Origin of the sequence: Bacillus sp. AR2-1 (genome assembly GCF_008368755.1) — a bacterium.
GTDB lineage: Bacteria > Bacillota > Bacilli > Bacillales > Bacillaceae_G > Bacillus_A > Bacillus_A wiedmannii.
On sequence record NZ_QORY01000029.1, the window covers coordinates 24,692 to 47,591 of the forward strand.

Consider the following 22,900-nt stretch of genomic DNA (forward strand, 5'->3'; position numbering starts at 1 on the left):
GGGATTATTTAAATCATGTGAGAAAGGTTGTGAAATTATTTGATAGGTTATAAAGCGATGCTGTTTGATTTAGATGATACGTTAATTGATAGGGATAAGGCAGTAGATAACTTGTTTTTATTAGTTTTAGAAAAATGTTATGAGGATGTTAGTGATACAGTCAAAAACAATATGTTACAGAAATTCAAAGAATACGATAAAAGGGAATACGGCATTAGTGATAAAACGATAGTTTTAGAATCATTATTTGATGAATTCGCGCCGAAATATAGATTGCCACGCGATTATATCCAAGATTTTTGGAATTTAAATTTCCCTAAATGTTTTTCGATAGACCAAAATACTATTCATTTCTTAAATCATATAAAGAGTCACTTTAAAATTGGAATTATAACAAACGGCTCAACGCATAGACAAAAAGCTAAAATAATTAACACGAATTTAAACAATTACTTTGATACGATTATTATTTCTGAAGAAGTAGGATTGAGTAAACCTGATAAACGTATATTCGAACTAGCATTAAATAAGCTTAATGTGCAACCAGAAGATGTATTATTTATTGGAGATGACTTAGAAAAGGATATTGCTGGTCCTCAAAATGCAAATATAAAAGGTGTGTGGTTTAACTCTCAGAAAATCAAGAATACTACCCAAATACAACCATATGCCGAGATTAACACTTTGGATAGTTTGTTAAGTTATGTTAATCCACAATATTTTTATAACAAGTAAAAGCAATTTCATATATATATTCAAAAATATAAAAAGAGAAACTATCATTAATTTCATTGACCGTATTAGTAATAAAAATAGATATTTACAATAAAAAATAGTGGCGATTTTAATAGTTGCGGCTAATTTAATCTATGGTTAATACGAAGTTTTTAAAATAATTTTACTCATACTGTGTAAAATATAAAGGGGTGGGACTATGGAAATAAAGAAATTAGTTATCGATGGAATAAATATTGCGGTCATAAAAAATGATAAAGTACTAATATCCGATGTTCAAACTGCGTTGGATCTTATGGCAACAGTTCAATATGAGGTAGATGCTAAACATATTATTATCGACAAATCATTAATAACTGAAAGTTTCTTTGACTTAAAAACACGCCTTGCTGGTAATATCCTTCAAAAGTTTATAAATTACAGAGTAAAGGTTGCTATTATTGGAGATTTCTCTATGTATACGAGTAAAAGCTTCAAGGATTTTATTTATGAATGTAATAAAGGGAAAGACATTTTTTACTTAGCAACTGAACAACAAGCAATTGAAAAACTAAGTACATTGAAGCATTAATAATACCATAGTAAAATCTCCCTCTTTTTCACGTCGCTTATTATTTACAACATATAAGAACTGATGTTTGTGGTAAACTAAGAGATGAATAAAGGGGGAGTTTTCTTGTACAATTTTAATGATACAATCCGAAATTTAAACAATTTAGTTTACAAACCTAATAATTTAATGATTACGAATCTAAAAGAAGAAAAGCAAAACGCAGAATATGTAGGATGTTTATTTCACTTAAATAACAAAACTATCCGTTTTAGAGTATCAAAAATTACGCCTAATAAAATTGGTCAATTTGTTTCTTTTTGGGAGAAAGATGACAATATGCATAATCAAGCATTTTCTTATGACGCTGCTCCTGACTTATTAGTTATCACTTGTATAGATGATAATCAACTAGGACAATTTATTTTCCCTAAAGAAATTCTTCTTAAAGAAAAAATATTAAAAACGCAAAGTCAAAAAGGGAAGATGGCTATGAGAGTTTATCCAATTTGGGATACCCCTGTTAGCAACCAAGCTAAAAAGAGCCAAATGTGGCAACTTCAATATTTTGTTGATATAAGCGATCATAATAATTTACCTATAGATAAACTATTACATTTGTATTTGTAGCTTCTTTTCTTAAGTAATCTTGTGAATTAGACTTTTTGTACCGGTACAGTTAAACGAAATGTACATTGTTTCAGTACCCCATCAAATTTACAATCAGCATATACTATTTTAACTTATAAATGTTAAGGGGTGCTGAATATGACAAGTCTACAATACAAACTGTTTACAAGATTGAATCTTACAAACCGTACTGAAGTGAAGTTTGAAGAATTAAATACAATTCTCTTTGCATTTGCACACACTATACCATTTGAGAATTTAGATGTTATAGCACGTAATGCGAATACAATTACTATGGAAAATTTACAGAATAAAATTTTAACTACATCTCGCGGCGGACTTTGTTATGAATTAAATACTCTTTTTTACTACTTTTTAAAAGATTGTGGTTATGATGTACAACTTGCACTTGGAACCGTATATAAAAATGAAATCAATGCATGGGCACTTGAGGATGGACATATAACGATTATTTTAAAGTATGCTAACGAACGATACTTAATTGATGTAGGTATTGCTTCCTTAGTACCTTTAATCCCTGTACCTTTTACTGAAGAGCCTGTTTCCTCTAAAAATGGTTCGTATCGAGTGAGAAAACGAGACACAAGTAAAGGAAATTACGTTCTAGAAAGAAAAGATACGAACGGAGAGTGGAAAGTTTGTCATGCCTTTTATAATCTTATCATTGATGAGACAGTAGTGAACGATGTTCAAAAAAGAGTAATAGAAGATGAGAAATCTATTTTTAATAAGGGACCAATTGCAGTGAAATTAACGGACTATGGCCATGTCTCTTTAACGAATACGAGTTTAACTGAAATGATTAATGGGGAAAAAATAAAATGTGAAATTACAGAAGATCAATATAGAGAGCTATTAAATACTTTATTTGCTATTGAGTTGAGATGAAACGAATAGCTAGCCGGTTCTTACGCAGAATCGGCTATTTTATTAACTTTAATTTAAAATAACTATTAAAGTTTGATTTTATTAATAGATATAATACACTAGAACAGTATGTACAATGAATTTTGAATGTAAAGGAAGATTTTTATGTCAATTATTGATAAATTGAAACTTAATAAGTATACAAATATGGTCGTAATGAATGAACCTAGTGATTATGACATTTTCACAGGAAAAGAAACTGCATTTTCAAAAGAACACGATGCCATTTTTATTTTTGTAGAAACACTTGATGAAATGGTGAAACAAACGAATTATATTATTAGTAATGAAGAATTATTAATTGAAAAAGGCTACATATTCTTCGCATATCCGAAAAAAGGTAATTCTCGTTACAGTACGTTTATTCACCGTGATGAGATGTTTCCAGCGTTAAACGTTGGCGAAGATGGGTATGTAGGACAGAGTGATATTAAATTTGCACGAATGGTAAGTATGGACGACGTCTTTACTGTTGTAGGTTTAAAGCGTGAAAAGAAAAAAGAGAAGAAAACGCCTGCTATGAGTCAATGTGTTGCTGATTATGCAGATCGTATTAAAGATGTTGAAGCATTATTGGTTAATCATCCGAATGAACTTACGTTTTATCAAAGTTTAACACCAGGATATCAAAAAGATTGGGCACGTAATTTATTTTCTGTAAAACTAGAAAAAACACGTGACAAACGTCTTGAGAAAATGATTGAAATTCTTTCACAAGGCTATAAAACAATTGAATTATTCCGTAAGAAGAAAAAATAATAGCTAGGAAAGTCACAATGATGCAACAATTAATTACGCTTAGTACATTGAAAAAAGGATTCCTTTCAGTATACTAAAGTAAGTTCTTATATTTAAATAATTAGCAAAAGAGAAAAGGTGTTTGAAATGAAATCGTATATTATAGTTGGAGCTGGTATTTTAGGAGCGTCTACTGCTTATCATCTTGCTAAAGCAGGTGCGAACGTTACTATCGTGGATCGCCAACAATTAGGGCAAGCAACTGATGCAGCAGCCGGTATTGTATGTCCATGGCTTTCACAGCGTCGTAATAAAGCGTGGTATAAAATTGCTAAAGGTGGTGCACGTTACTATTCTTCGTTAATCCAACAATTAGAAGCAGACGGTGAAACGGATACAGGATACAAACGTGTAGGTGCAATTAGTTTACATACTGATGAGAAAAAGTTAGATAAAATGGAAGAGCGCGCTTATAAACGACGTGAAGATGCACCAGAGATTGGTGAAATCACTCGCTTATCAGCTGAAGAAACGAAAAAATTATTCCCAGCATTATCTGAAGAATACAGTTCTGTTCATATTAGTGGCGCTGCACGAGTAAACGGAAGATCATTACGTAACGCATTAATAAGTGCTGCAAAAAAACATGGCGCAACTTTTATAAAAGGAAACGCAGTATTAGTCCGTGAAGGTAATCATATTACTGGAGTTAAAGTAAATGACGAAACAATGGTAGCAGAAAAGGTAATTGTAACTGCAGGCGCATGGGCGAATGAAATATTGAATCCATTAGGTATCAATTTCTTAGTTACATTCCAAAAAGGACAAATTGTTCATTTACAAACGGAAAATACTGCAACAGAAAATATGCCAGTTGTTATGCCGCCAAACGATCAATACATTTTATCGTTTGACAATGGTCATGTCGTAATTGGTGCTACCCATGAAAACGAAATTGGCTTCGATCATCGTGTAACAGCAGGTGGTTTACATGAAGTATTCCATAAAGCATTAACTGTTGCACCTGGTTTAGATGATGGTACTATGCTTGAAACGAGAGTTGGATTTAGACCATTTACACCAGGGTTCTTACCTGTTATTGGACCACTACCTAACTTTGAAGGCATCCTCGTTGCAAACGGATTAGGTGCTTCAGGTTTAACGGCAGGTCCATATTTAGGATCAGAATTAGCTAAACTAGCACTTGGCCAAACAATTGAATTAGATTTAAACGATTATGACGTTGCGGGTGCAATTGAATAAATAAAAAAGATTAGGACTCGCTCCTAATCTTTTTTATTTATAGCTAATTCTTTAATTGCTTTAATAACCTTTTGTTTAATTCCCACAACGCTGTTTTGTTACTATCCCATTTCAACAGCATTACTGCATCCTCAAAGCATAACCATTTATAATTGAAGTGTTCTTTGGATAATGAAATGTTTTTTGTAGGAACATTAACTCCAAAAGAAAATTCTTTTATTACATAAACATCTTCTCCCCAAAGAAATCCTCCGACTACATCCTCTACAGGTAGTGAAGAAACAGAATCTAATTTTATATAGGGACATTCTTTTATAATACCAGCCTCTTCAAATGATTCTCGTTTTGCTGATTCAATAGGAGTTTCACCATCTTCTCCACCACCAGCTATTCCTTGCCAATAACCATAATCACTTCGGTTAAAAATAGCGTATTGAATAGAATCTTCAATTATTATATAAGGAAATATTAATACTTGATATGGTGCTCTCATTACATAACCTCTTTCTGAAAATAAGCTTTAAATAAACATGAATAATTGTTAATTATTATATGGAGTGGGGGTTCTTTTGAATAAAAACACCACTGATAAAATAAAGATTACAGCCTTCAAACTACCCCAATATGGATAAACAGTATGATCAGTTAAACTAGCATATTGAAAGATATTCTCTAAACCGAAAATCCCAATAACGACTGCTAAGAGAAAAGCAGCTTTTCCAATAGTACTATTACGATAGAGGGTAAATAAGTATATTGCACATATAAGTGGTACGATGATTTGTAGTAAGATTGCCATGAATTGTCCCCCTAATTTATATTTTATACTTATATTATATCAAAAATGTAATAAAAAGGAATGTAAGTTGATTGATGCTAAGTAGAAAACAGACTTGTACGAACAGGGATATCACACTTTTACGTCTATAGTTTTGATACTAATTTAACTACTCTCATCATATTCTTCTATTAAAAAGAATAACAAGGAGTGTACAGTTAATTGACAAAAGCTAAGGTTCGTTTACGGCCCATCGTTCATAACATAAATTTACCGACTGTATTGAAAACAGCTATACTTCCAGGTGAATCGATCGAAAGACTATTTATCGCAACCCAATTAGGAGAGGTTTTTTACATAGGAGACGGAGCTATAAAGACATTTTTAAATATTCGTCACCGAATTATTAAATTAGGTACATTTGAAGAAGGTGTTTCTAGTAGCGGTTATGATGAACGCGGTTTGCTGGGACTAGCGTTCCATCCACAATTTAATCATAACGGCTTATTTTACCTTCATTATTCAATGGCTGGAACTCAAGGACCAGGTTCGCTTTCAGAACAATTTAAACCGAATCCTTGTGACCCGAAAACTTTAAATTTAAAGTGGACAAATAGAGATACTCAATATGATCATATCGATACAATTGAAGAATGGATTTTACAATCAAATGGCCAACCTCAAAAGCGAAGAACATTACTTAATATAAAACGGCCATTTTTTAATCATAACGGCGTAAATAGCTTAAACTTTTCACCTGAGACTGGAAAACTTGTTTTTACTAACGGAGATGGTGGTTCTGGCTATGATCCGTTTAATTTAAGCCAGGATGATTTAGAAATAGCGGGTAAAATAATTGAAATAGATGTAAGTAGAGATACATTCATAACCAATCCCCCAGTAGTTACACGCTTTAATGAACTTCCTTTATCTATACAAGAAACACTTACAGTAATTGCAAAAGGCGTACGTAATATAACAGGTATTTCATTTCAAAGGTTGCATAATCAATATATCAAATATGCCGGTAACGTCGGACAAGATATTGTAGAGTCTATTTTTTCTTTTGTTCTATATAAATCAATACCAGTTACCGAAATCGTTCAAACCCATTTAATGAGAGATACTCCTGATCAATATGGATTTATTAATTTTGGGTGGAGAGGATGGGAAGGGGAATTACCTACTTCTTTTATAAGGCACTGTTCTGAGAATCCAACTTTAGATGAAAGAATAATGGCTTATTATAATGAAACTATAGAAACATCAGTGCAGCGTATACAGCCTCTAATTAGTTATTATCATAAAGATTCCAGACCAGATAAATTTGACGGAACTTCACTTACTGGCGTTCAACCGTATATGGGAACTGCAATTCCTGGTCTGACTGGTAGCATTGTGTTTACTGATCTTGCTAAAAAAGAAAAATCGCAGTCTTCAGTAAAAGGTGCGTTAGCTTATTCTAGAGCTGGTACGCATGGTAAACATACTGACTTTCATGTTATTGAAACCCATTATGATTTCGGTGAGCAGGCAGCTTATTTTATGAGTTTAGGAACAAATTTGGATCAAACTAGATTATATTTAGGAGTTTACGGTTCTATGAAAGTAACTGATTTGAACAAAGGTACTATTTTTGAAATCGTTCCTTAATATGATAGACACTCTCGGAATTATTCATTATATAATCGTCCACTGTATAATTAGATATCTTTAGGGGGATTTTGATGAATCACTTTAGAAACTATTGGTATCAACCGATGATCGCGCATGATGCGAATTTTGTTCATAAAAGAAAGATGACGCCAGCAAAGAGGTTAGTGATTACAGCGTTACTCGGTTCACTTGCTGCTATTTTTCAATCTGCCGGGAACCTAATCCCTGGTATAGGCTTATTTATTAGTCCTTTTGCGACGCTGCCTATATTTTTCGCTATTTGTTATTCTACTCGCACGGGAATACTTTCTTACATTCTTACTATTCTCCTATTATTTATTATTGAGCCAAGCGAACTAATTGTCTTTCCTTTTACTACAGGTTTATTAGGTATAGCGTTAGGAGTATCCTTTATACAATTCAAGAGAAGGGTTTGGATTGTTTCCTTTTCGGCGATATGTTTACTTATAGGAATTATGGTCGTTCTTGATATCTTTCGATTTCCTGTATTAGGTCCTACTGTTCATACAACTTTGGATATAAAAATTATTCTATCAATATTTATTCTGAGCTTTCTATACTGCTGGATCTATGCAGGCATTTGTAAAATAATGTTGAATAGAGTATATAAAGTATGGTCTTAACAATTTCTCATATATTTTTAAAGATTGGAGATTCAAGTCGTGTATAACGTTAAAATTAGAAGACCAAATTCGGATGATGTAAATGAACTGAATATGTTTTTTCGTCTTGTTATTACTGATACATTTAAAAATGAAGGGTTATCACAATTATTAGATGACATAGAAAATGAAATTAACACGAAAAAACAATATTTGAAAAATGATTTGGAGAGTAATGGAGAAAGTCGTTACTTTTTATTAGCAATTGATTCAAGTAACGATAAAATCATTGGAACAATTGAAATCGGCCCAGCGAGTACATTGATTAATAGTTGTACAGGTGGTGTGTTTAAAGATTTATATGAAATAGGAACTGTATTTGTACTACCTGAATATCAACGAAATGGCATAGGCAATTTATTACTACATGCAATGTATATTACGTTACTTAGCAGAGGAATAACAGAATACTGTTTAGATAGTGGATACAAAAAAGCACAAAGTATATGGACGAAGAAGTTTGGAGAACCTAGTTATGTACTGAAGGAGTATTGGGGAGAATCAAGCGATCATATGATTTGGAAGAAGAGTTTACATGATACACCTATAATATTTGAATTATAAAATGAAATATGCCTCTGAACGTAGCTTTTCTTACATATGTATGCTATTATTTATCTTTATAATAAAAGAGGACGTGAATGAACTTGATTAAAATTAATATTCCTGAAGCTGATGTTTCAATTACTGAACGTAAACAAGTTATTAAAGGAGACGAGCCAATAATTACTCCAATTAATGGATTTATCGATTTCCACTTGTTCCCTAGAGATAAAGGCGGCATTTTTATGTTTTACAATATTAATGACGAACTTCTTTTCGTAGGTAAAGCTCGTAAAATTAGACAACGTATTAAGAAGCATTTTGAAGACAATGTTTCACCAATTAAAAATCACCGTGATGAAGTATACCGCATTGATGCATGTATCGTAGAAGATCCAACAGAAAGAGAAATTTACGAAACTTACATTATTAATGAATATAAAGCAAAATATAACGTTGATAAAGTATTCTATAAATAAGTAATAAAAAAAACAATCCTAGCGCATATACTGGGATTGTTTTTTTATTTAAATTTAGTCCTCATATTTTTCTCCTTTTTTTAAATGATTAGCAACAATAAAACAGCATACACCTATACATATAAGTACAATTCCAATCGATTTATGTTTTCCCTCAAAAAAAGGAATGTCAGAAATAACATTTGTCATACATAACCCTATAAACACAAGGATAGGTCCTGCCCACAGTAATACATTGCCGAATTTCGTATGTTGCCACATAGTAACCCTCCTTACCTCTTTTTACATATATATCTATAAAATAAAAGTAAATTCATAGAGAAATATAGTTTTTTTCATATCGAAAATTTAACCTTCATATATTGGTACAAGCAAACGAGAAAGGGGACCATCATGAATTGGTTAGAAGCTTTTATATTAGGGATCATACAAGGTTTAACAGAGTTTTTACCGATAAGTAGTACGGGTCATCTTTATTTAGGAAGGCATTTGTTTCAATTAGATGAAGCAGGATTGTTTTTAGATACGATGCTGCACATTGGAACTTTGCTTGCAGTGTTTATTTATTACAAAAAAGAATTTATATATTTAATTAAAAATCCATTTTCCAAACTAATGCTACTACTTATTGTCGGGACGATACCCGCAGTTGTAATCGGATTGTTATTTAAAGACTTTTTTGAGGATATTTCAAAAACAGGCATTACGATTGGATGGGAGTTTTTAGTGACAGGTTTCTTTCTATATATGGCTGATAAACAAAAAAATGGTCGTAAAAAAATGGATGACATTACATATAAAGATGCATTTATTATCGGTTCATTTCAAGCTGCTGCTATTTTCCCAGCAATTTCTCGTTCTGGTATGACAATCGTTGCTGCATTATGGAGAAAGTTAGACCGCGAAACTGCTGCTTACTTTTCTTTTTTATTATCAACGCCAGCCATTGTCGGAGCTATCATTTTGCAATTAGCAGATGTTTATCAAGGGAAAGCAGAATCTATTTCTAGTACATCTTTAATCGTCGGCACATTATCAGCAGCGTTTTTCGGTTATATAGCCGTTTCATGGATGATTCAATATTTAAAACGTCACTCCTTAAAAGTATTCGCGTATTACGTATGGGGATTAGGCATTTTAATTTTAACGTTACAATTTACTCATGTGTTTTAATGTAGTAACTATTCGTTTAGATCCTGTTTCATTCATACAAGGCAGGGTCTTCTTTCATTAAGGGGGAAAATATGTTTAATAAGGCTATCGTTATTGGCGGAAGTATTGCAGGAAAACTCGCAGCAAAAGCATTATCATCTACTTTTAAAGACGTAATCATTATAGAAGCTGGTGAAAGATGGGATGGAAAGTCTTCGAGAAAAAGAGTTCCACAAAGTAATCATCCTCATGTGTTATTAAAAGGTGGAGAAAAAGCGATTGAGGAATTGTTTCCTACTATCACTAATGAATTAATTGAAACAGGTAGTATCGTAAATAACTTTACTCGTGATATAAAATGGCATCAATTTGGTTTATGGAAACAGCAATTCATAGGTAAAGTACATATGATTCAACAAAGTAGGTTTTTGCTTGAATGGCATATTCAAAAACGAATTAATGATATTTCAAATGTTACCACTAAATTTGGAACATTAGTTGATGGTTTATTAGTAGATGGAAAGCTTAACAAAGTAAGTGGAGTAAAAGCTAAATGCTTAGAGACGGGCACGCAAGAAGAAATTCAAGCAGATATTGTTGTTGATGCAAGCGGATTCGGTTCAAAAAGTATAGCGTGGTTACGTGAATACAATATTGAAGTGCAAGAAGAGAAAGTGCGCATTGATTTGTTTTACGCAACTAGAATGTTTAAACTCAATGAAAATGAGAAATTAGACTGTTGTAATATGCTAATGTCTCCAAGTTTCCCTGACAATCCGTATGGTGTTCTTATTCAAACGATTGAGGATAATCGCTATTTTGTTACTTTCAGCGGATATGCAAATGAGAAAGCACCACAAACAGATGATGAGTTTTATGATTTTGCTGAAAACCTATCAATTTCTAATGTGACAGATTTTCTAAATAAAGCTGAGGCAATTTCAAATATCAAAACGTACAAAATTCCTTATCAAGTACGTCGGCGATTTGATTTAGTTAATCATTTACCAGAAGGGTTGTTAGTAGTTGGGGATGCACATTGTCGTTTTGATCCTGTTTTTGGGCAAGGTGTTTCAGTTGCAGCTATGGAAGCTCACCAATTGCAGTTACTTTTGCAAAAGAGACAAAAGCTTGATAAAACATTTACACAGCGATTTTATAAAAAGACCGCTAATATCATACAAACTCCTTGGGAAATGACTACAACGGAAATATCACGTCATCCTCAGCTAACAAGAAAATTATCGATAAAGCAAAAATTTCAGCTATGGTATACGAAACAAATATATGAACTATCTGCAACTGACTCTTATGTTTATATTCGATTAGTAAGAGTGATGAATTTAATTCGTAGTCCATTGCACCTATTTCATCCGAAAGTACTACTTGCTGTATTACTGAAGCGAAAGAATTAGCAGGAAAATAATCGATTAAAAAGAATATATAACAGTTAGTATATATAGAAGGGGCAGACGAGATGAAAATATACATAGAACAATTAAAGAAACACGATGCTAAAGATTTATTTACGTTTGAACTTACGAATAAATCTTTTTTTGAAACACTGGTACCAAATCGTGGCTCGCAATATTTTGATTTTGAATATTTTCAAAAACTACTAGATGATTTATTAATGGAACAAGCGGATGGAGATTCTTATTTTTATTTAATTCGTAATGAAGAAAAAGAAATTGTAGGCCGAATAAATTTAGTAGATATTGATACAGAAACTCGAAGCAGTTCATTAGGGTATCGAGTCGGAGAAAAGTTTACTAAAAAAGGGGTTGCAACAGCAGCTGTAAAATTAGTTTTAGACGTAGCGAAAAATAATAAAATTAATGAGATTCATGCTAAAACAACTAATAATAATCTCGCATCACAAAGTGTATTAGAAAAAAGCGGGTTTTCTTCCTATCATAACGAAGCAGATACAACATCTGTAGAATTAAATGGAGAACATGTGAATTTTGTACATTATATATGGAGAAATACTTCGCGCTTATATTAAGGGGGACTTATACATGAATGATTTACGTTATCCAATTGGGCAATTTACATACAAACGTCCTATAACTGAAGAAATGATTGATACATGGATTCAAGAAATTGAAGATTTACCTAATGAACTAGCAAAAGCAATTAAAGATTTAGATCAGAAGCAGTTAGACACACCATATCGAGTTGGTGGATGGACGGTTCGTCAAGTAGTTCATCACGTTGTTGATAGCCATATGAATAGCTACATACGCTTTAAATTAGCACTAACAGAAAAGAATCCTACTATTAAACCATATAAAGAAGAGAAGTGGGCAGAACTACCTGATTCTAAATTACCAGTAGACGTTTCACTAGTAATGTTAGAATCGTTACATAAAAGATGGGTTAACCTTTTATATTCTCTAGAACTAGAAGATCTAGAAAAGACATTTAATCATCCGGAAACTGGTGAAACAAAACTTGCTGCTGCAATTGGACTATATGCATGGCATGGACGTCATCATACAGCGCATATAACTTCATTAAGAAAGCGACTAAATTGGTAACATGGAGATTGCATTAGAGAAGGCAACAGAAAATGATGCAGCAGTTTTATTTCAAATGCAAATAGACTCATTTAGCCCTTTATTAAATAAATATAAAGACTATGAAACAAATCCAGCAAATGAAACTTAAGGATAAATAATCCAAGCAACAACTTTTATAAGATGATAATAGATTCGAACCTTGTTGGAGCGATATGTATATCTCAAAAAGAACTACCTTATAAATTTTGGATCAGTCCAATGTTCATTCATCCAATCTATCAAGGGAAAGGAATCGCTCAAAAGGGACTTATTTTAATTGAAAAGATGTTTCCAAAAGCAAGGAGTTTTGAACTTGCTACGATTTTAGAAGAAGAAAGAAATTGTTTTCTATACGAAAAAATGGGGTATAAAAGAACAGAAGTAATAAAGAAATTAAATGATAAAACTACACTCATTTATTACAAAAAAGAAAGGTAAAGCATTTGAAATACGCTTTACCTTTTTCTGTTACTTAAGATTAAATATACAAAATTTATGCATATTCTTCCAAAATACTCGGGTTAGTAATTTCGGAAACGAATAAATATACATAAAAGCGTTATTTCGTCGTATATGTTACTAACGCTTTTTGAATGCTTAAAACACTATCGTCACCTTTAAATTCTTTCGTAATTGGTGTACTCAAACTAGATACCCAAATTTTAAGCTCAGCGTCTAAATCAAAATGCCCAGCTGTTTCAATGCTAAATTGTGTAATGCTTTTATAAGGAATAGAATGATACTCTGTTTTTTTACCTGATATCCCTTGTTTATCTACTAAAATAAGACGACGATTTGTAAATACGATTAAATCACGAATTAATTTATAAGCATGTTCAACTTTCTCATCGTCTAACATAATCTTCTCTAAATCACGTTCTACACTTTCTGTACTCGCATTTGATGCATTTCCTAAAATACCGCTAAATAAACCCATATGAAATTCCTCCTCGGTTAATTGTGGAATGTATTACTTATATTGTACCATGCTATTTACTAAGAAATTATGACATTACTTTAGTAGTTTCTGGTTATTATTGCAATTCGTTTATATAACCTCGTCTTAAAATCTTGTGTTAACATGTAAGTAAGAAAAAAGAAGCAGAGGGATATAGCATGAAAAATATAGGTTTAGTATTAGAGGGCGGAGGAATGAAAGGTCTATATACTGCAGGAGTACTCGAATATTTTATGGAAAAGAACTTATTCTTTCCGTATGTAGTTGGCGTATCCGCTGGTGCATGTATGGGCGCAACTTATTTATCACGTCAAAAAGGAAGGAATAAAAAAGTAAATACAGAGCTAGTGTCAGATCACCGATATATATCTTATCGAAATTTGATTCGAAAACGTGAATTATTTGGAATGGACTTTTTATTTGATGAAGTCCCTAATAAAGTTGTTCCATTTGATTTTCAAACTTTCTTAAATTCCAATGAACAATTTGTTATAGGAACGACTGATTGTGATTCAGGAAAAGCAGTTTATTACAATAAAATAGAACACGGAAATGATATTTTAAAAATCATTCGCGCATCAAGTTCTGTACCGTTTATAGCGCCTGCTGTAGAATATGATAATCTAAAATTGCTAGATGGAGGGATTATAGATCCTATACCGGTTCTAAAAGCACAAACTGATGGTTATCAAAAGAACGTCGTGATTATGACAAAGCCAGAAGGATATGAGAAGCAGCGGAATAAATTTTCTGGTCTGGCTAAAATTTTATATAGTAAATATCCGAAAATCGCAGAACATTTAGTAGAACATTATCGTTATTATAATGAAACCGTAACTTATATGAATGGCAACGAACAGAAAGATAATTTTTATGTAATTCAGCCTAGCTCACAACTTCCTATAAGCGGAATAGAAAGAAATAAAGAAAAGCTAGTTAATTTATATAATCTTGGCTATACAGATGCTCAATATCATTATGAAAAATTATTAAGTTGGATAGAGAAATAAAGGGGTGGAAAGTTGCTATTAGGTAAAATGGTTATTTTTAATGAATTGCAGAAAATGCATAGTCTGCTGCATAAACCGTTTCCGTATCGTGCTACAGGAAAATTGCAACGAGACTTAAAAAGTAAATTTACAGATGATGACTGTATAAACGCTGATTTTAATCATTATTGGATGCATACAGCAGGTACTTTAAGTTCTGTACTAAATGGAAACGAACAGAACATTACGTTTCAGCAAATAAAGTGGTTAAGGAAATCGTTTTTTGAATGGTTTCCGCAATATCGTTCTATAGAAACAGAAATTGTGAAGTATCCCGTTTTGTATAGAGATTTCATGAATTATGAGAAAGCGCGAAAACTATTACTATATTATCTTACTGAATAAAAATTAAAACGTACAAGTTATGCTGCTTGTGCGTATTTTGTTCATAAAAAAGACAATATTTATACCTTGCTTATATAGGAATTTTAATGTGCAGAAAGAAGTAATTATAGAATGAAGTAAGGGAGGAGAGGCGTTTAGCGATTGTTTTCCTTTAATGGATTGTCCAACTCGAATATCGTTAGTTATTTATGATAAAATATTTCGAGTGAAATCAAGTACTTATTATATCCAGTATTAAATAAGTTAAGCCAGGAGGAACAACAGTAAAATGGAAAACGTATCAAATATAGATAAATCGGAATCAAGAAAATCTTTACAATCGACTATTCGTAAACTTGAAAATGCACTATTACAGATGACTCAAAAAGGTGCAAATACTACATTAGTGAAAAAACGACTTAAAGCCGTTTGTGTAGGGTTAGCAGTACTAGAAAACGTTTGGAATCAAGAAAGTCACCAGTATAGTCAAGAAGAGTTAGCAGAAGCTCGTAATGTCCTTGTTGGTTTACTTCCATCAATTGAGAGAGCCTATGATAAGTCTAAAGTAGGTAGTCCGCAAAGAACTCTTTTAACAAGACGAATCAAAGCGTTGGAACTTTCTATTCAGGCAATTGATAAACTTTCTAATAAATAACTCATCTAAATACAATATCATCCTAATCCTAATTTTTATAAAAGCAATCTAGTGAAAAGAAATACAAAGGAGGAAGATGGGTGACTTCAATAATTAGTCCTAAATTAGAGGAGCTTAATAATCAATTAAAAAATGGAAACGAGAAAGCTTTTTATACTTTTTTGCATGAAATAAAGTCAAATCATACGCCACTAATAGAACAATGTCCTGTAAATAATCAGTATAAGCTTATAACGTATATATGGTTAGGGGACCAAAAAACTGAAAATGTTTATGTATTCGGTAGTTTTCCTGGTTGGGATCTGTCTGTAAATCAATTAAAACGATTGTTACAGACAGATATTTGGTATGAAACGTTTAGGACGGATAAGAGATTTATTTCAACTTACTATTTTTCAGTAAACGATTTTTTCGAAAATGATTGGATAAAGCGTAGTGAACAGTACGAACTAGACCGATTTAATGGAAATACATTTGGAGAAGGTGCTAATAAAGCATCAGTGTTAAGTATAGGGATGGAAGTGCAGTATAGCAGTCGTTTCCCTTCAGATCATTATCCATCTGGAAAAATTGAAACATATTCTTTTCATAGTACGATTTTAAATAACACACGTAACATTCATATTTATACGCCTCATGACTATTCTCACACTTCACACCTTCAAGAACTTCTCATTGCATTAGATGGGAATTCATTCATTAATAACCTTTCAATCGCAAGAACACTCAATTATTTAATATACGAAAAAGAAATCCCATCTTGTATTGCTGTTGCAATAGATCCTGTTGATCGACTAGAAGAGCTAACTTATAACGATAAAATGAATGCATTTTTAACGGAGGAATTACTTTCGTGGATTCATGCTAAGTATCGTGTGCATCAAGAAGCGAAACATACAACAATTGCCGGTTTCAGTCTTGGTGGCTTAGCAGCTTTTTATGCAGCACTTCAAAATCCACATGTTTTCGGAAACGTGTTGTCAATGTCTGGATCCGTGCATTGGAAAAAGGATGGTTATGAAAATCAAATTCCTTGGATTGAAAATCAAATTTCATCTATAGATTCCGATACGAGTCAACCTCATTTTTACATAGCAGCAGGAGAACTTGAAAACAAACCTCTTTTAACGGCTAATAGACGCCTGTATAAAGCTTTAAAAGAAAAAGGGTACCAAATTACTTATGAAGAGTTTCAAGGCGGACATGACGGTGTTTGGTGGCGAGAAAAGTTGTTTGATGGATTGAAAGCATTAAAACTTACAAAAACAACACTCTAAATTAAAAAGGAGAGAGAGTCTATGAATCAAGAAGAACTAGATAAAAAACTAAAAAAGCAAGAGATATTAGTAAAAGATGAGAAAGTTTGGTCTTATACGTATGAGGATCATATTAGTTCTATCGTTAAAGAAGCAGAAAAGAAAGGGTCTTTTGATAATTTGCCAGGTAAAGGGAAACCTCTTAATCTTGATAAAGACCTTTCATACAATCCTGAAAAGCAACTTTATAGAACGTTAAAGAATAATCATGTTTTACCTAGGTGGATTGAGCTTTCAAAGGAAATTGATGATTTAAAAGAAAAGCTAAAAGAAAATACAAATACTACAGAAGCAGCGGATTTAATTCGAACTATTAATAAAAAGGTTTTAGAACATAATCTACTTTGTCCACCAAGTGCACAAAAAACGAGGGTGAAAACGGATTTTTAACAATTTTCAATGAAGCTATCTTTTGCTATATAATTAAGTAAGGCATTTTCAATTCATTATTAAAGGGAGGCAAATGTAATGAAGAATACGTATCAGCTTCAAATTCCGAAAGAACTAGAGCAGTATCGTAGTATTTTAGAAGAAAGTGTGAAACCTTATATTAAAGTGTCTGGAACATTAGCAGAGACAACGCTTTTTGAAAGTAAATTTGGTGGTTATCCGTATTTACCTATAGATCAAGAGCATCCTAAAGATTCAAATGGACAACCTATGATGTTACTAGCGCAGCTAAACTTTGAAGAAATGCCGCATGTTGAATATATGCCTCAAAAGGGTATGCTACAGTTTTTCGTAAGTGCTGAAGATGAACTTTACGGAGCAGATTTTGATCATCCAACAATCCAAAAAGACTTTCGAATTATTTATCATTCTACAATTATAGAAGATTTAAATAAGGTAATTACTGATTTTAGTTATTTAAACACTTCAGAATTAGAGAACTTTATCATTCCTGAAGCAGCGAAATTAAAGCTTGAATTAGGTTATCAACCAGTAACATCAAGGGATTATCGATTTGAAAAGATGTTTAGTGAGGAAATTGATTGGGAAAAAATTGTTGATGAAGAAAATAATACTGAATTAGGCGAACTATATGATGATTTATGTAAAGATCAAGGGCATAAAATTGGTGGTTATCCATTTTTCACACAGACAGATCCAAGGGAATGGGAAGAAAAATACCAGCAACATGACATGTTATTGTTGCAAATTGATACAGATGATTCATTAAATATTATGTGGGGAGATTCTGGTGTTGCTAATTTCTTTATAAAGAAAGACGATTTATTAAATCTAGATTTTTCCAATGTTATTTACAATTGGGATTGTTATTAAAAACATATAACTGAAATACTAGCAAGCTAAAAAATCTTCCTAAAGGTGAGGGAGATTTTTTTATGTTAAAAATAAACGTTATGTTAACTAGAATAAAGAACGGTAAGTACAATAAAAGTCAAGTGTAACTGACAGAAATAACAACAAATAATCTAAAGTTATAAAACGTGTGTAAATAGCAATATAAATTTATTAAGTAAAACATAAAATGAATTTAATAATTTATATTTTGTATAGAAATAATTTTTCTGTATAAAAATTTCTTGTCGATCAAAAATGTTTTTGATTCGATAATTCTTAATGGATTATTGATTTGAATTTGCTGTGATGGATTTATAACAAAAAGAATGATAAAAACTGTAGAAATTCGTTTAGATACGATTTTATGTAAATCTCACTAAAAATCTCCGCTCCGTCTCATTAAGTATAGTTTACTTGGTTTTTGATACCTGATATCGCTTTTTTCTACAACTGCCTATAATATATATTATGTTAACTAACTTAGAATAATAAACTTATTAAACGTTAGCGTTGGTGATTAGCCTCCCCTTGTTCTTTTTAATCATTCTGTGTGATGGATTGTTTAGTTGTTTGTTTTTTTGTTGTTTTATAAGTTGTTGATAAAAATGTCTCCAGATATAAATTATATTTAAGACAATAAAAAATGCAATTCGTTTTAAATGAACGCATTAAACGAATTGCATTGATATGATTACGAATAAGTTTTTAAAATTAGTTTGCTACAGCAATTGCTTCGATTTCAATTAATAAGTTATCGTTAATTAACTTTCTAACTTCTACAGCCGAACTTGCTGGTGGATTCTTAGTATCAATGTATTGATCTCGAATATCTCTAACAATGGCCATTTGAGAAATATCTGTTAAGAAAAACGTTAATTTTACTACATCATTAAATTGTAATTCCGAAGTTTCTAATGCACTTTTAATGTTTTCGAATACTTGTCGTGTTTGTGTAGCTAAATCACCAACGCCAACTATTTGACCATCAGTATTGATTGCTACTTGTCCAGATATGTAAATTGTTCGTTTAGCGTTACTAACTTCGACAACATGCGAATATCCAAAAGTTGGTGGCATCGTTTCTGGATTGATAAATTTCTTTTGCAGGGTGTCCCTCTCCTTTTTTAGCAAATTAATTATAAAATCTATGTATTTGTTATGTTCTATAAATAAAACTAAGAATCCTTTAATGATTTCAAATTAAAAACCTTAGTATTGCTATCTTCATACCTATAATAAGGTTTTCTAGAGTTTTATATTTAGTTATCGCTAGTGGAACTTGTCAAACTAATCTTTTCATACTCTGTTTTAAATTGATTATCATTTTTTAACCAACGTTTAAAAGTCGATTCGCTTATTTCTAAATTTGAACAAGTTGTAGCATTACACTTATCTTTCATGTATGCTTTAAGGAAATTTTGTTTTCTTTGTTTAACGGCGGTTTGAGTTTGTTTTAGTTTTCGATCTTGTAATTGGTCTAAACTTAGACTTTCTTTCTGAAACACTTCATATTTTCTATGCAAATAAATATCTTTGTCTTTATAAATCCAATTTGAAAATAGTTGTATTGATTTTCTTCCAGATAAAATAACGCGATAATGTTTGTTTTGATTTAGTAAATCGGCTCGTAAATTGTGATTTTGAAGAATTTGATGTAAAGAATTCATAAATCTATATGATCCTCCTACAAAGCTTACTATATAATTTTCATACTTGACGTAACCATCCCCATCAAAATATCCACGAACAAAATGATGTAAATATTCTTCAGGCACGAATGGGAATTTGATATTTAATGATTTACATGGCATGATTCCATGTATATTCATAAGGTCGTCTTTTATTGTTTTGCTATTAATGTTTAGCATATATACGCCTGTTTTTTTATTTTGATATAGTGGCTGGTTGGTGTGTAGTTCTTGTTTTATATCTTCTAAAATGTAACTTTCTTTTTGAGATATACTGACACATTGATTTTCTTTCTGTATAACACCATCTGCTGCTATAAATCCTAAAATATAAGCCATGTTATTTGACCATGTTTTAAAATAATCTTCTGATATGTCATACTTCCTTTTCCAACTCCCTATAGCACGCCTTGGAACGTTATTGTCTGTTAAAACCATACGAATATATCTAGCAGACACATTGGCAAGCGTAGCTATTTCTGAGGTACTCTTCCCTTCTGCATATAGCTGAGTTATTTGAGATTTTGATAGTTTACATTTTGATTTCTTTTTTCTCTCTATTTGCACTTACATCCTCTCCTTCCTTTTAATAATTAGAGACGTATTTTCTTCTACAACATATAACAAAACGTATGTTCTTCGTTGTTTATAAGAAAGTATTTACCAAATTAAAACAATTTACATTTACTTTATATTTGTTTTATCTGCTGCCTGATTTATTTTTTATATATAAGAATAATGAATTTGACAAATTTATGAAATGTACTGAATTTAAGATGAAAGGTAAATTAATTTCGTTTAAACTACAAATAGCTACAATAACAACATACGTATATTGTTAAACGTAAAAAGGAGAACGAATGAAAAAGAAATATATGAATCAAATTCATACTGATGTAAGTTTTAAACCGAAAGATATAATCGGTTTAATGACTGATTACTTTAAAATGAAATCAAAGCTGCGTCCTTTAAAGAATTTACCTATTGTTTTATCGGATAAAAATAATGAGTCTTTAGAGAGTGTGACATGGTTTGGGCACTCTGCTTCTCTTTTGAAAATAGAAGGTAAAACATTGTTATTAGACCCAATGTTTGGAGATGCCTCTTCCCCATTTCCTCTGTTTAATAGTAAACGTTATAGTGGTATTTTTTCTTTAGAACGTGAAGACCTTCGAGAAATTGATGCGATTATCATTTCACATAATCACTATGACCATTTGAATTACAAGAGTATTATGCAGTTAAAAGATCGTGCGAAGCACTTTTATGTTCCAACTGGAGTTGCGCAATATTTAATTAAATGGGGTGTTTCACCTAGCAAAATTAGTGAACATAATTGGTGGGACGAAATTACGTTTGATAATATAAAATTAGTTTGCGCACCTGCAAGGCATTTCTCAGGACGAAGTATGACAGATAGAGATTGTTCGTTATGGTGTTCATGGCTTATTCTTGGTCAAGAGACTAAAGTTTTCTTTAGTGGTGATAGCGGGTATGCTCCTCACTTTAAGGAGATTGGTGATAAATACGGTCCATTCGATCTTACGTTAATGGAATGCGGGCAATATGATCCAAGGTGGTCTGCTATTCATATGTTACCAGAAGAGACAGTGCAAGCTCATATTGACGTGAAAGGAGAATTACTTCTTCCGATTCATTGGGGTGCTTTTACATTATCATTACATGAATGGAGTGATCCTATTGAACGTGTGACAAAAGAAGCAAAGCGTTTAGGAGTTAATATTGCAACGCCACAAATTGGTGAATCTATCACGTTAAAATCTACAGACTATCCTTCATCAACTTGGTGGAGAGAAATTTAACTATAAATAAAAAAGAGCGATCTCTATTATAAGGAATTCGCTCTTTTTCTGTATTTAACCTTATTTCACTATATTTGCTTTACCGCTATCTAAAACTCTATTTGTTTGTACAGAGGTAATATTAATAACCGTATTCATACTTTTATCAGTTAGTTCAATAAGTTCGTTTTCGTGATTGATTTTCTGTAAATCCCACACCATTCCATTGAACTCGTTATGTTGTCCACTTACTCTTAATATATTTTTCGTTTTACTTGATGGCTGTAATTGTAGATTTGTAAATTGATTACCGCTAATTTCATTTGGTGTAGTTACATTACTATCCATATAAATCATATTTACACAATCTTCAAGTGAGAAGTTTATAAAACGGTTGGCATTTATCCAAGCATAACCAGATTGCGGTTTCTTTGCTACTAATTTCAGCCCAGTTTCCATTCCTACAACTTTTATATTTTCAAAGTTAATAAATGAAATTTCATTTTCTTTCCCACCAGAATACAAAGAAATTCCAGTACCTTTATTTGTTTCTGTCCAATTAATAATATTTATATCTTTTATTTGTGTTTTGTGCCAAGTGTTATAATACTTATTTTTGCCGTCTAAATATATAACTTCAGAATTAAATGTAGGATCGTTTACAGCTATATAGGCTCCTTCGATAGAAGCGTTTTTTTCTAATTCTAGAACTCTGAAATTACCTTCAACAACAAACTGTGTTCCATAACCGAATAATAATTTTACACCTTTTTTCACTACGATTGGTGACGTGATTTTATACTTCTTATCCTCAAGCAATACTGTTTTAATTGTACTTGATTCTGCTTTATTAATAGCAGATTGTATTTTATTTGAATCATTTTTTCCTTTAAAGTCTTCTACATACACTTTATCATTTTTAGCTACGCTATCTTTTTTGTTGTATTGATAAAAAGCAAAAGTAATTAGAACTATAGCTATGAGTAAAATAATTATTTTCTTCATTACACTCATCCTCATATAAGTTTTCTCCTTAGCTACTCTTCGAATAATCTATGGCTTTTATATTTAGGTTATAATGATT

General features: G+C 31.7%; 28 protein-coding genes and 1 pseudogene. 22 read left to right on the plus strand and 7 right to left on the minus strand.

From position 1 onward, the window contains the following. The first annotated feature begins 42 nt into the window (after nt 1-42). The 6 genes from DT250_RS26630 to DT250_RS26660 all read left to right on the plus strand — a co-directional run bounded on the left by DT250_RS26630 (nt 43) and on the right by DT250_RS26660 (nt 4,864). Entirely contained in the window at nt 43-735 is a 693-nt protein-coding gene (locus DT250_RS26630; RefSeq protein WP_179952867.1) for an HAD family hydrolase, read from the plus strand. Nucleotides 736-934: 199 nt separating this feature from the next. Next, the gene (locus DT250_RS26640; RefSeq protein WP_149213954.1) at nt 935-1,306 is read left to right on the plus strand and encodes a DUF4180 domain-containing protein; all 372 of its coding nucleotides are present in this window, start codon (nt 935-937) and stop codon (nt 1,304-1,306) included. A 105-nt stretch (nt 1,307-1,411) separates the two neighbouring features. Continuing rightward, the gene (locus DT250_RS26645) at nt 1,412-1,915 is read left to right on the plus strand and encodes a MepB family protein (protein ID WP_141555565.1); all 504 of its coding nucleotides are present in this window, start codon (nt 1,412-1,414) and stop codon (nt 1,913-1,915) included. Between the two features lie 138 nt (nt 1,916-2,053). Next, complete coding sequence (locus DT250_RS26650; protein ID WP_149213955.1) at nt 2,054-2,824, plus strand: arylamine N-acetyltransferase family protein; 771 nt, start codon at nt 2,054-2,056, stop codon at nt 2,822-2,824. Nucleotides 2,825-2,968: 144 nt separating this feature from the next. Further along, complete coding sequence (locus DT250_RS26655; protein WP_149213956.1) at nt 2,969-3,622, plus strand: YdeI/OmpD-associated family protein; 654 nt, start codon at nt 2,969-2,971, stop codon at nt 3,620-3,622. A 126-nt stretch (nt 3,623-3,748) separates the two neighbouring features. Continuing rightward, entirely contained in the window at nt 3,749-4,864 is a 1,116-nt protein-coding gene (locus DT250_RS26660) for an NAD(P)/FAD-dependent oxidoreductase (RefSeq protein WP_149213957.1), read from the plus strand. Nucleotides 4,865-4,907: 43 nt separating this feature from the next. Here DT250_RS26660 and DT250_RS26665 read toward each other — a convergent pair whose 3' ends face one another. Together DT250_RS26665 and DT250_RS26670 are read right to left on the minus strand one after the other, a co-directional pair. After that, entirely contained in the window at nt 4,908-5,357 is a 450-nt protein-coding gene (locus DT250_RS26665) for an NUDIX hydrolase (protein ID WP_149213958.1), read from the minus strand. Nucleotides 5,358-5,405: 48 nt separating this feature from the next. Beyond that, entirely contained in the window at nt 5,406-5,663 is a 258-nt protein-coding gene (locus DT250_RS26670; protein WP_087984460.1) for a hypothetical protein, read from the minus strand. Between the two features lie 201 nt (nt 5,664-5,864). Here DT250_RS26670 and DT250_RS26675 point away from each other — a divergent pair, with 201 nt between their 5' ends. From DT250_RS26675 to DT250_RS26690, 4 genes are all read left to right on the plus strand, one after another. Further along, nucleotides 5,865-7,295 (plus strand): PQQ-dependent sugar dehydrogenase, encoded by a 1,431-nt coding sequence (locus DT250_RS26675; protein ID WP_149213959.1) that lies wholly within the window; start codon nt 5,865-5,867, stop codon nt 7,293-7,295. Between the two features lie 74 nt (nt 7,296-7,369). Continuing rightward, complete coding sequence (locus DT250_RS26680) at nt 7,370-7,942, plus strand: YybS family protein (protein ID WP_149213960.1); 573 nt, start codon at nt 7,370-7,372, stop codon at nt 7,940-7,942. A 39-nt stretch (nt 7,943-7,981) separates the two neighbouring features. Continuing rightward, entirely contained in the window at nt 7,982-8,545 is a 564-nt protein-coding gene (locus DT250_RS26685; RefSeq protein ID WP_149213961.1) for a GNAT family N-acetyltransferase, read from the plus strand. A gap of 77 nt (nt 8,546-8,622) precedes the next feature. Continuing rightward, nucleotides 8,623-9,003 (plus strand): nucleotide excision repair endonuclease, encoded by a 381-nt coding sequence (locus DT250_RS26690; protein ID WP_001048941.1) that lies wholly within the window; start codon nt 8,623-8,625, stop codon nt 9,001-9,003. 54 nt (nt 9,004-9,057) lie between these two features. On the opposite strand, the gene DT250_RS26695 is transcribed toward DT250_RS26690, so the two are convergent. Beyond that, nucleotides 9,058-9,264, minus strand: a complete 207-nt coding sequence (locus tag DT250_RS26695) for a hypothetical protein (RefSeq protein WP_000267713.1) — start codon at nt 9,262-9,264, stop codon at nt 9,058-9,060. 132 nt (nt 9,265-9,396) lie between these two features. On the opposite strand from DT250_RS26695, the gene DT250_RS26700 reads away from it, so the two are divergent. The 5 genes and pseudogenes from DT250_RS26700 to DT250_RS26720 all read left to right on the plus strand — a co-directional run bounded on the left by DT250_RS26700 (nt 9,397) and on the right by DT250_RS26720 (nt 13,157). Continuing rightward, on the plus strand, nt 9,397-10,176 hold the full coding sequence (locus tag DT250_RS26700) for an undecaprenyl-diphosphate phosphatase (RefSeq protein ID WP_060486786.1): 780 nt from the start codon (nt 9,397-9,399) through the stop codon (nt 10,174-10,176). A 71-nt stretch (nt 10,177-10,247) separates the two neighbouring features. Beyond that, on the plus strand, nt 10,248-11,570 hold the full coding sequence (locus DT250_RS26705; protein ID WP_149213962.1) for an NAD(P)-binding protein: 1,323 nt from the start codon (nt 10,248-10,250) through the stop codon (nt 11,568-11,570). Nucleotides 11,571-11,632: 62 nt separating this feature from the next. Next, complete coding sequence (locus DT250_RS26710) at nt 11,633-12,163, plus strand: GNAT family N-acetyltransferase (RefSeq protein ID WP_149213963.1); 531 nt, start codon at nt 11,633-11,635, stop codon at nt 12,161-12,163. A gap of 13 nt (nt 12,164-12,176) precedes the next feature. Next, the gene (locus tag DT250_RS26715) at nt 12,177-12,698 is read left to right on the plus strand and encodes a YfiT family bacillithiol transferase (RefSeq protein WP_087984454.1); all 522 of its coding nucleotides are present in this window, start codon (nt 12,177-12,179) and stop codon (nt 12,696-12,698) included. A 1-nt stretch (nt 12,699) separates the two neighbouring features. Then, nucleotides 12,700-13,157: pseudogene (locus DT250_RS26720) on the plus strand (GNAT family N-acetyltransferase). A 121-nt stretch (nt 13,158-13,278) separates the two neighbouring features. On the opposite strand, the gene DT250_RS26725 reads toward DT250_RS26720, so the two are convergent. Next, a complete protein-coding gene (locus tag DT250_RS26725; RefSeq protein WP_000522465.1) occupies nt 13,279-13,656 on the minus strand; it encodes a PH domain-containing protein in 378 nt (125 codons plus the stop codon). Between the two features lie 179 nt (nt 13,657-13,835). On the opposite strand from DT250_RS26725, the gene DT250_RS26730 reads away from it, so the two are divergent. The 6 genes from DT250_RS26730 (at nt 13,836) to DT250_RS26755 (ending at nt 18,305) form a co-directional block, all read left to right on the plus strand. Beyond that, complete coding sequence (locus tag DT250_RS26730) at nt 13,836-14,687, plus strand: patatin-like phospholipase family protein (RefSeq protein ID WP_088063630.1); 852 nt, start codon at nt 13,836-13,838, stop codon at nt 14,685-14,687. Nucleotides 14,688-14,699: 12 nt separating this feature from the next. Further along, nucleotides 14,700-15,071: a YxiJ-like family protein gene (locus tag DT250_RS26735; protein ID WP_088063629.1), complete on the plus strand. Its 372-nt coding sequence runs from the start codon at nt 14,700-14,702 to the stop codon at nt 15,069-15,071. A 268-nt stretch (nt 15,072-15,339) separates the two neighbouring features. Beyond that, complete coding sequence (locus DT250_RS26740; RefSeq protein WP_088063628.1) at nt 15,340-15,705, plus strand: hypothetical protein; 366 nt, start codon at nt 15,340-15,342, stop codon at nt 15,703-15,705. A gap of 80 nt (nt 15,706-15,785) precedes the next feature. Further along, complete coding sequence (locus DT250_RS26745) at nt 15,786-16,982, plus strand: alpha/beta hydrolase (protein ID WP_149213964.1); 1,197 nt, start codon at nt 15,786-15,788, stop codon at nt 16,980-16,982. Between the two features lie 21 nt (nt 16,983-17,003). After that, nucleotides 17,004-17,411 (plus strand): DnaJ family domain-containing protein, encoded by a 408-nt coding sequence (locus DT250_RS26750; protein ID WP_097890144.1) that lies wholly within the window; start codon nt 17,004-17,006, stop codon nt 17,409-17,411. A gap of 78 nt (nt 17,412-17,489) precedes the next feature. After that, the gene (locus DT250_RS26755) at nt 17,490-18,305 is read left to right on the plus strand and encodes a YwqG family protein (RefSeq protein WP_097890145.1); all 816 of its coding nucleotides are present in this window, start codon (nt 17,490-17,492) and stop codon (nt 18,303-18,305) included. A gap of 732 nt (nt 18,306-19,037) precedes the next feature. On the opposite strand, the gene DT250_RS26760 is transcribed toward DT250_RS26755, so the two are convergent. Further along, a complete protein-coding gene (locus tag DT250_RS26760; protein ID WP_087984485.1) occupies nt 19,038-19,433 on the minus strand; it encodes a RidA family protein in 396 nt (131 codons plus the stop codon). A 152-nt stretch (nt 19,434-19,585) separates the two neighbouring features. After that, nucleotides 19,586-20,581 (minus strand): LAGLIDADG family homing endonuclease, encoded by a 996-nt coding sequence (locus DT250_RS26765; RefSeq protein WP_149213965.1) that lies wholly within the window; start codon nt 20,579-20,581, stop codon nt 19,586-19,588. Nucleotides 20,582-20,874: 293 nt separating this feature from the next. On the opposite strand from DT250_RS26765, the gene DT250_RS26770 reads away from it, so the two are divergent. Beyond that, entirely contained in the window at nt 20,875-21,837 is a 963-nt protein-coding gene (locus DT250_RS26770; RefSeq protein ID WP_149213966.1) for an MBL fold metallo-hydrolase, read from the plus strand. 60 nt (nt 21,838-21,897) lie between these two features. Here DT250_RS26770 and DT250_RS26775 read toward each other — a convergent pair whose 3' ends face one another. Continuing rightward, nucleotides 21,898-22,836 (minus strand): hypothetical protein, encoded by a 939-nt coding sequence (locus tag DT250_RS26775; RefSeq protein WP_097890147.1) that lies wholly within the window; start codon nt 22,834-22,836, stop codon nt 21,898-21,900. Nucleotides 22,837-22,900: the final 64 nt, after the last annotated feature.

Excerpts from the sequence above, each read along its gene's own strand:
- DT250_RS26695 (WP_000267713.1), bottom strand. The coding sequence starts at position 9,264 with ATGTGGCAACATACGAAATTCGGCAATGTATTACTGTGGGCAGGACCT.
- DT250_RS26705 (WP_149213962.1), top strand. The coding sequence starts at position 10,248 with ATGTTTAATAAGGCTATCGTTATTGGCGGAAGTATTGCAGGAAAACTC.
- DT250_RS26755 (WP_097890145.1), top strand. The coding sequence starts at position 17,490 with ATGAAGAATACGTATCAGCTTCAAATTCCGAAAGAACTAGAGCAGTAT.
- DT250_RS26680 (WP_149213960.1), top strand. The coding sequence starts at position 7,370 with ATGAATCACTTTAGAAACTATTGGTATCAACCGATGATCGCGCATGAT.
- DT250_RS26770 (WP_149213966.1), top strand. The coding sequence starts at position 20,875 with ATGAAAAAGAAATATATGAATCAAATTCATACTGATGTAAGTTTTAAA.
- DT250_RS26650 (WP_149213955.1), top strand. The coding sequence starts at position 2,054 with ATGACAAGTCTACAATACAAACTGTTTACAAGATTGAATCTTACAAAC.
- DT250_RS26690 (WP_001048941.1), top strand. The coding sequence starts at position 8,623 with ATGAACTTGATTAAAATTAATATTCCTGAAGCTGATGTTTCAATTACT.
- DT250_RS26660 (WP_149213957.1), top strand. The coding sequence starts at position 3,749 with ATGAAATCGTATATTATAGTTGGAGCTGGTATTTTAGGAGCGTCTACT.
- DT250_RS26715 (WP_087984454.1), top strand. The coding sequence starts at position 12,177 with ATGAATGATTTACGTTATCCAATTGGGCAATTTACATACAAACGTCCT.
- DT250_RS26665 (WP_149213958.1), bottom strand. The coding sequence starts at position 5,357 with ATGAGAGCACCATATCAAGTATTAATATTTCCTTATATAATAATTGAA.
- DT250_RS26750 (WP_097890144.1), top strand. The coding sequence starts at position 17,004 with ATGAATCAAGAAGAACTAGATAAAAAACTAAAAAAGCAAGAGATATTA.
- DT250_RS26725 (WP_000522465.1), bottom strand. The coding sequence starts at position 13,656 with ATGGGTTTATTTAGCGGTATTTTAGGAAATGCATCAAATGCGAGTACA.
- DT250_RS26670 (WP_087984460.1), bottom strand. The coding sequence starts at position 5,663 with ATGGCAATCTTACTACAAATCATCGTACCACTTATATGTGCAATATAC.
- DT250_RS26640 (WP_149213954.1), top strand. The coding sequence starts at position 935 with ATGGAAATAAAGAAATTAGTTATCGATGGAATAAATATTGCGGTCATA.
- DT250_RS26775 (WP_097890147.1), bottom strand. The coding sequence starts at position 22,836 with ATGAGGATGAGTGTAATGAAGAAAATAATTATTTTACTCATAGCTATA.
- DT250_RS26710 (WP_149213963.1), top strand. The coding sequence starts at position 11,633 with ATGAAAATATACATAGAACAATTAAAGAAACACGATGCTAAAGATTTA.
- DT250_RS26655 (WP_149213956.1), top strand. The coding sequence starts at position 2,969 with ATGTCAATTATTGATAAATTGAAACTTAATAAGTATACAAATATGGTC.
- DT250_RS26730 (WP_088063630.1), top strand. The coding sequence starts at position 13,836 with ATGAAAAATATAGGTTTAGTATTAGAGGGCGGAGGAATGAAAGGTCTA.
- DT250_RS26740 (WP_088063628.1), top strand. The coding sequence starts at position 15,340 with ATGGAAAACGTATCAAATATAGATAAATCGGAATCAAGAAAATCTTTA.
- DT250_RS26700 (WP_060486786.1), top strand. The coding sequence starts at position 9,397 with ATGAATTGGTTAGAAGCTTTTATATTAGGGATCATACAAGGTTTAACA.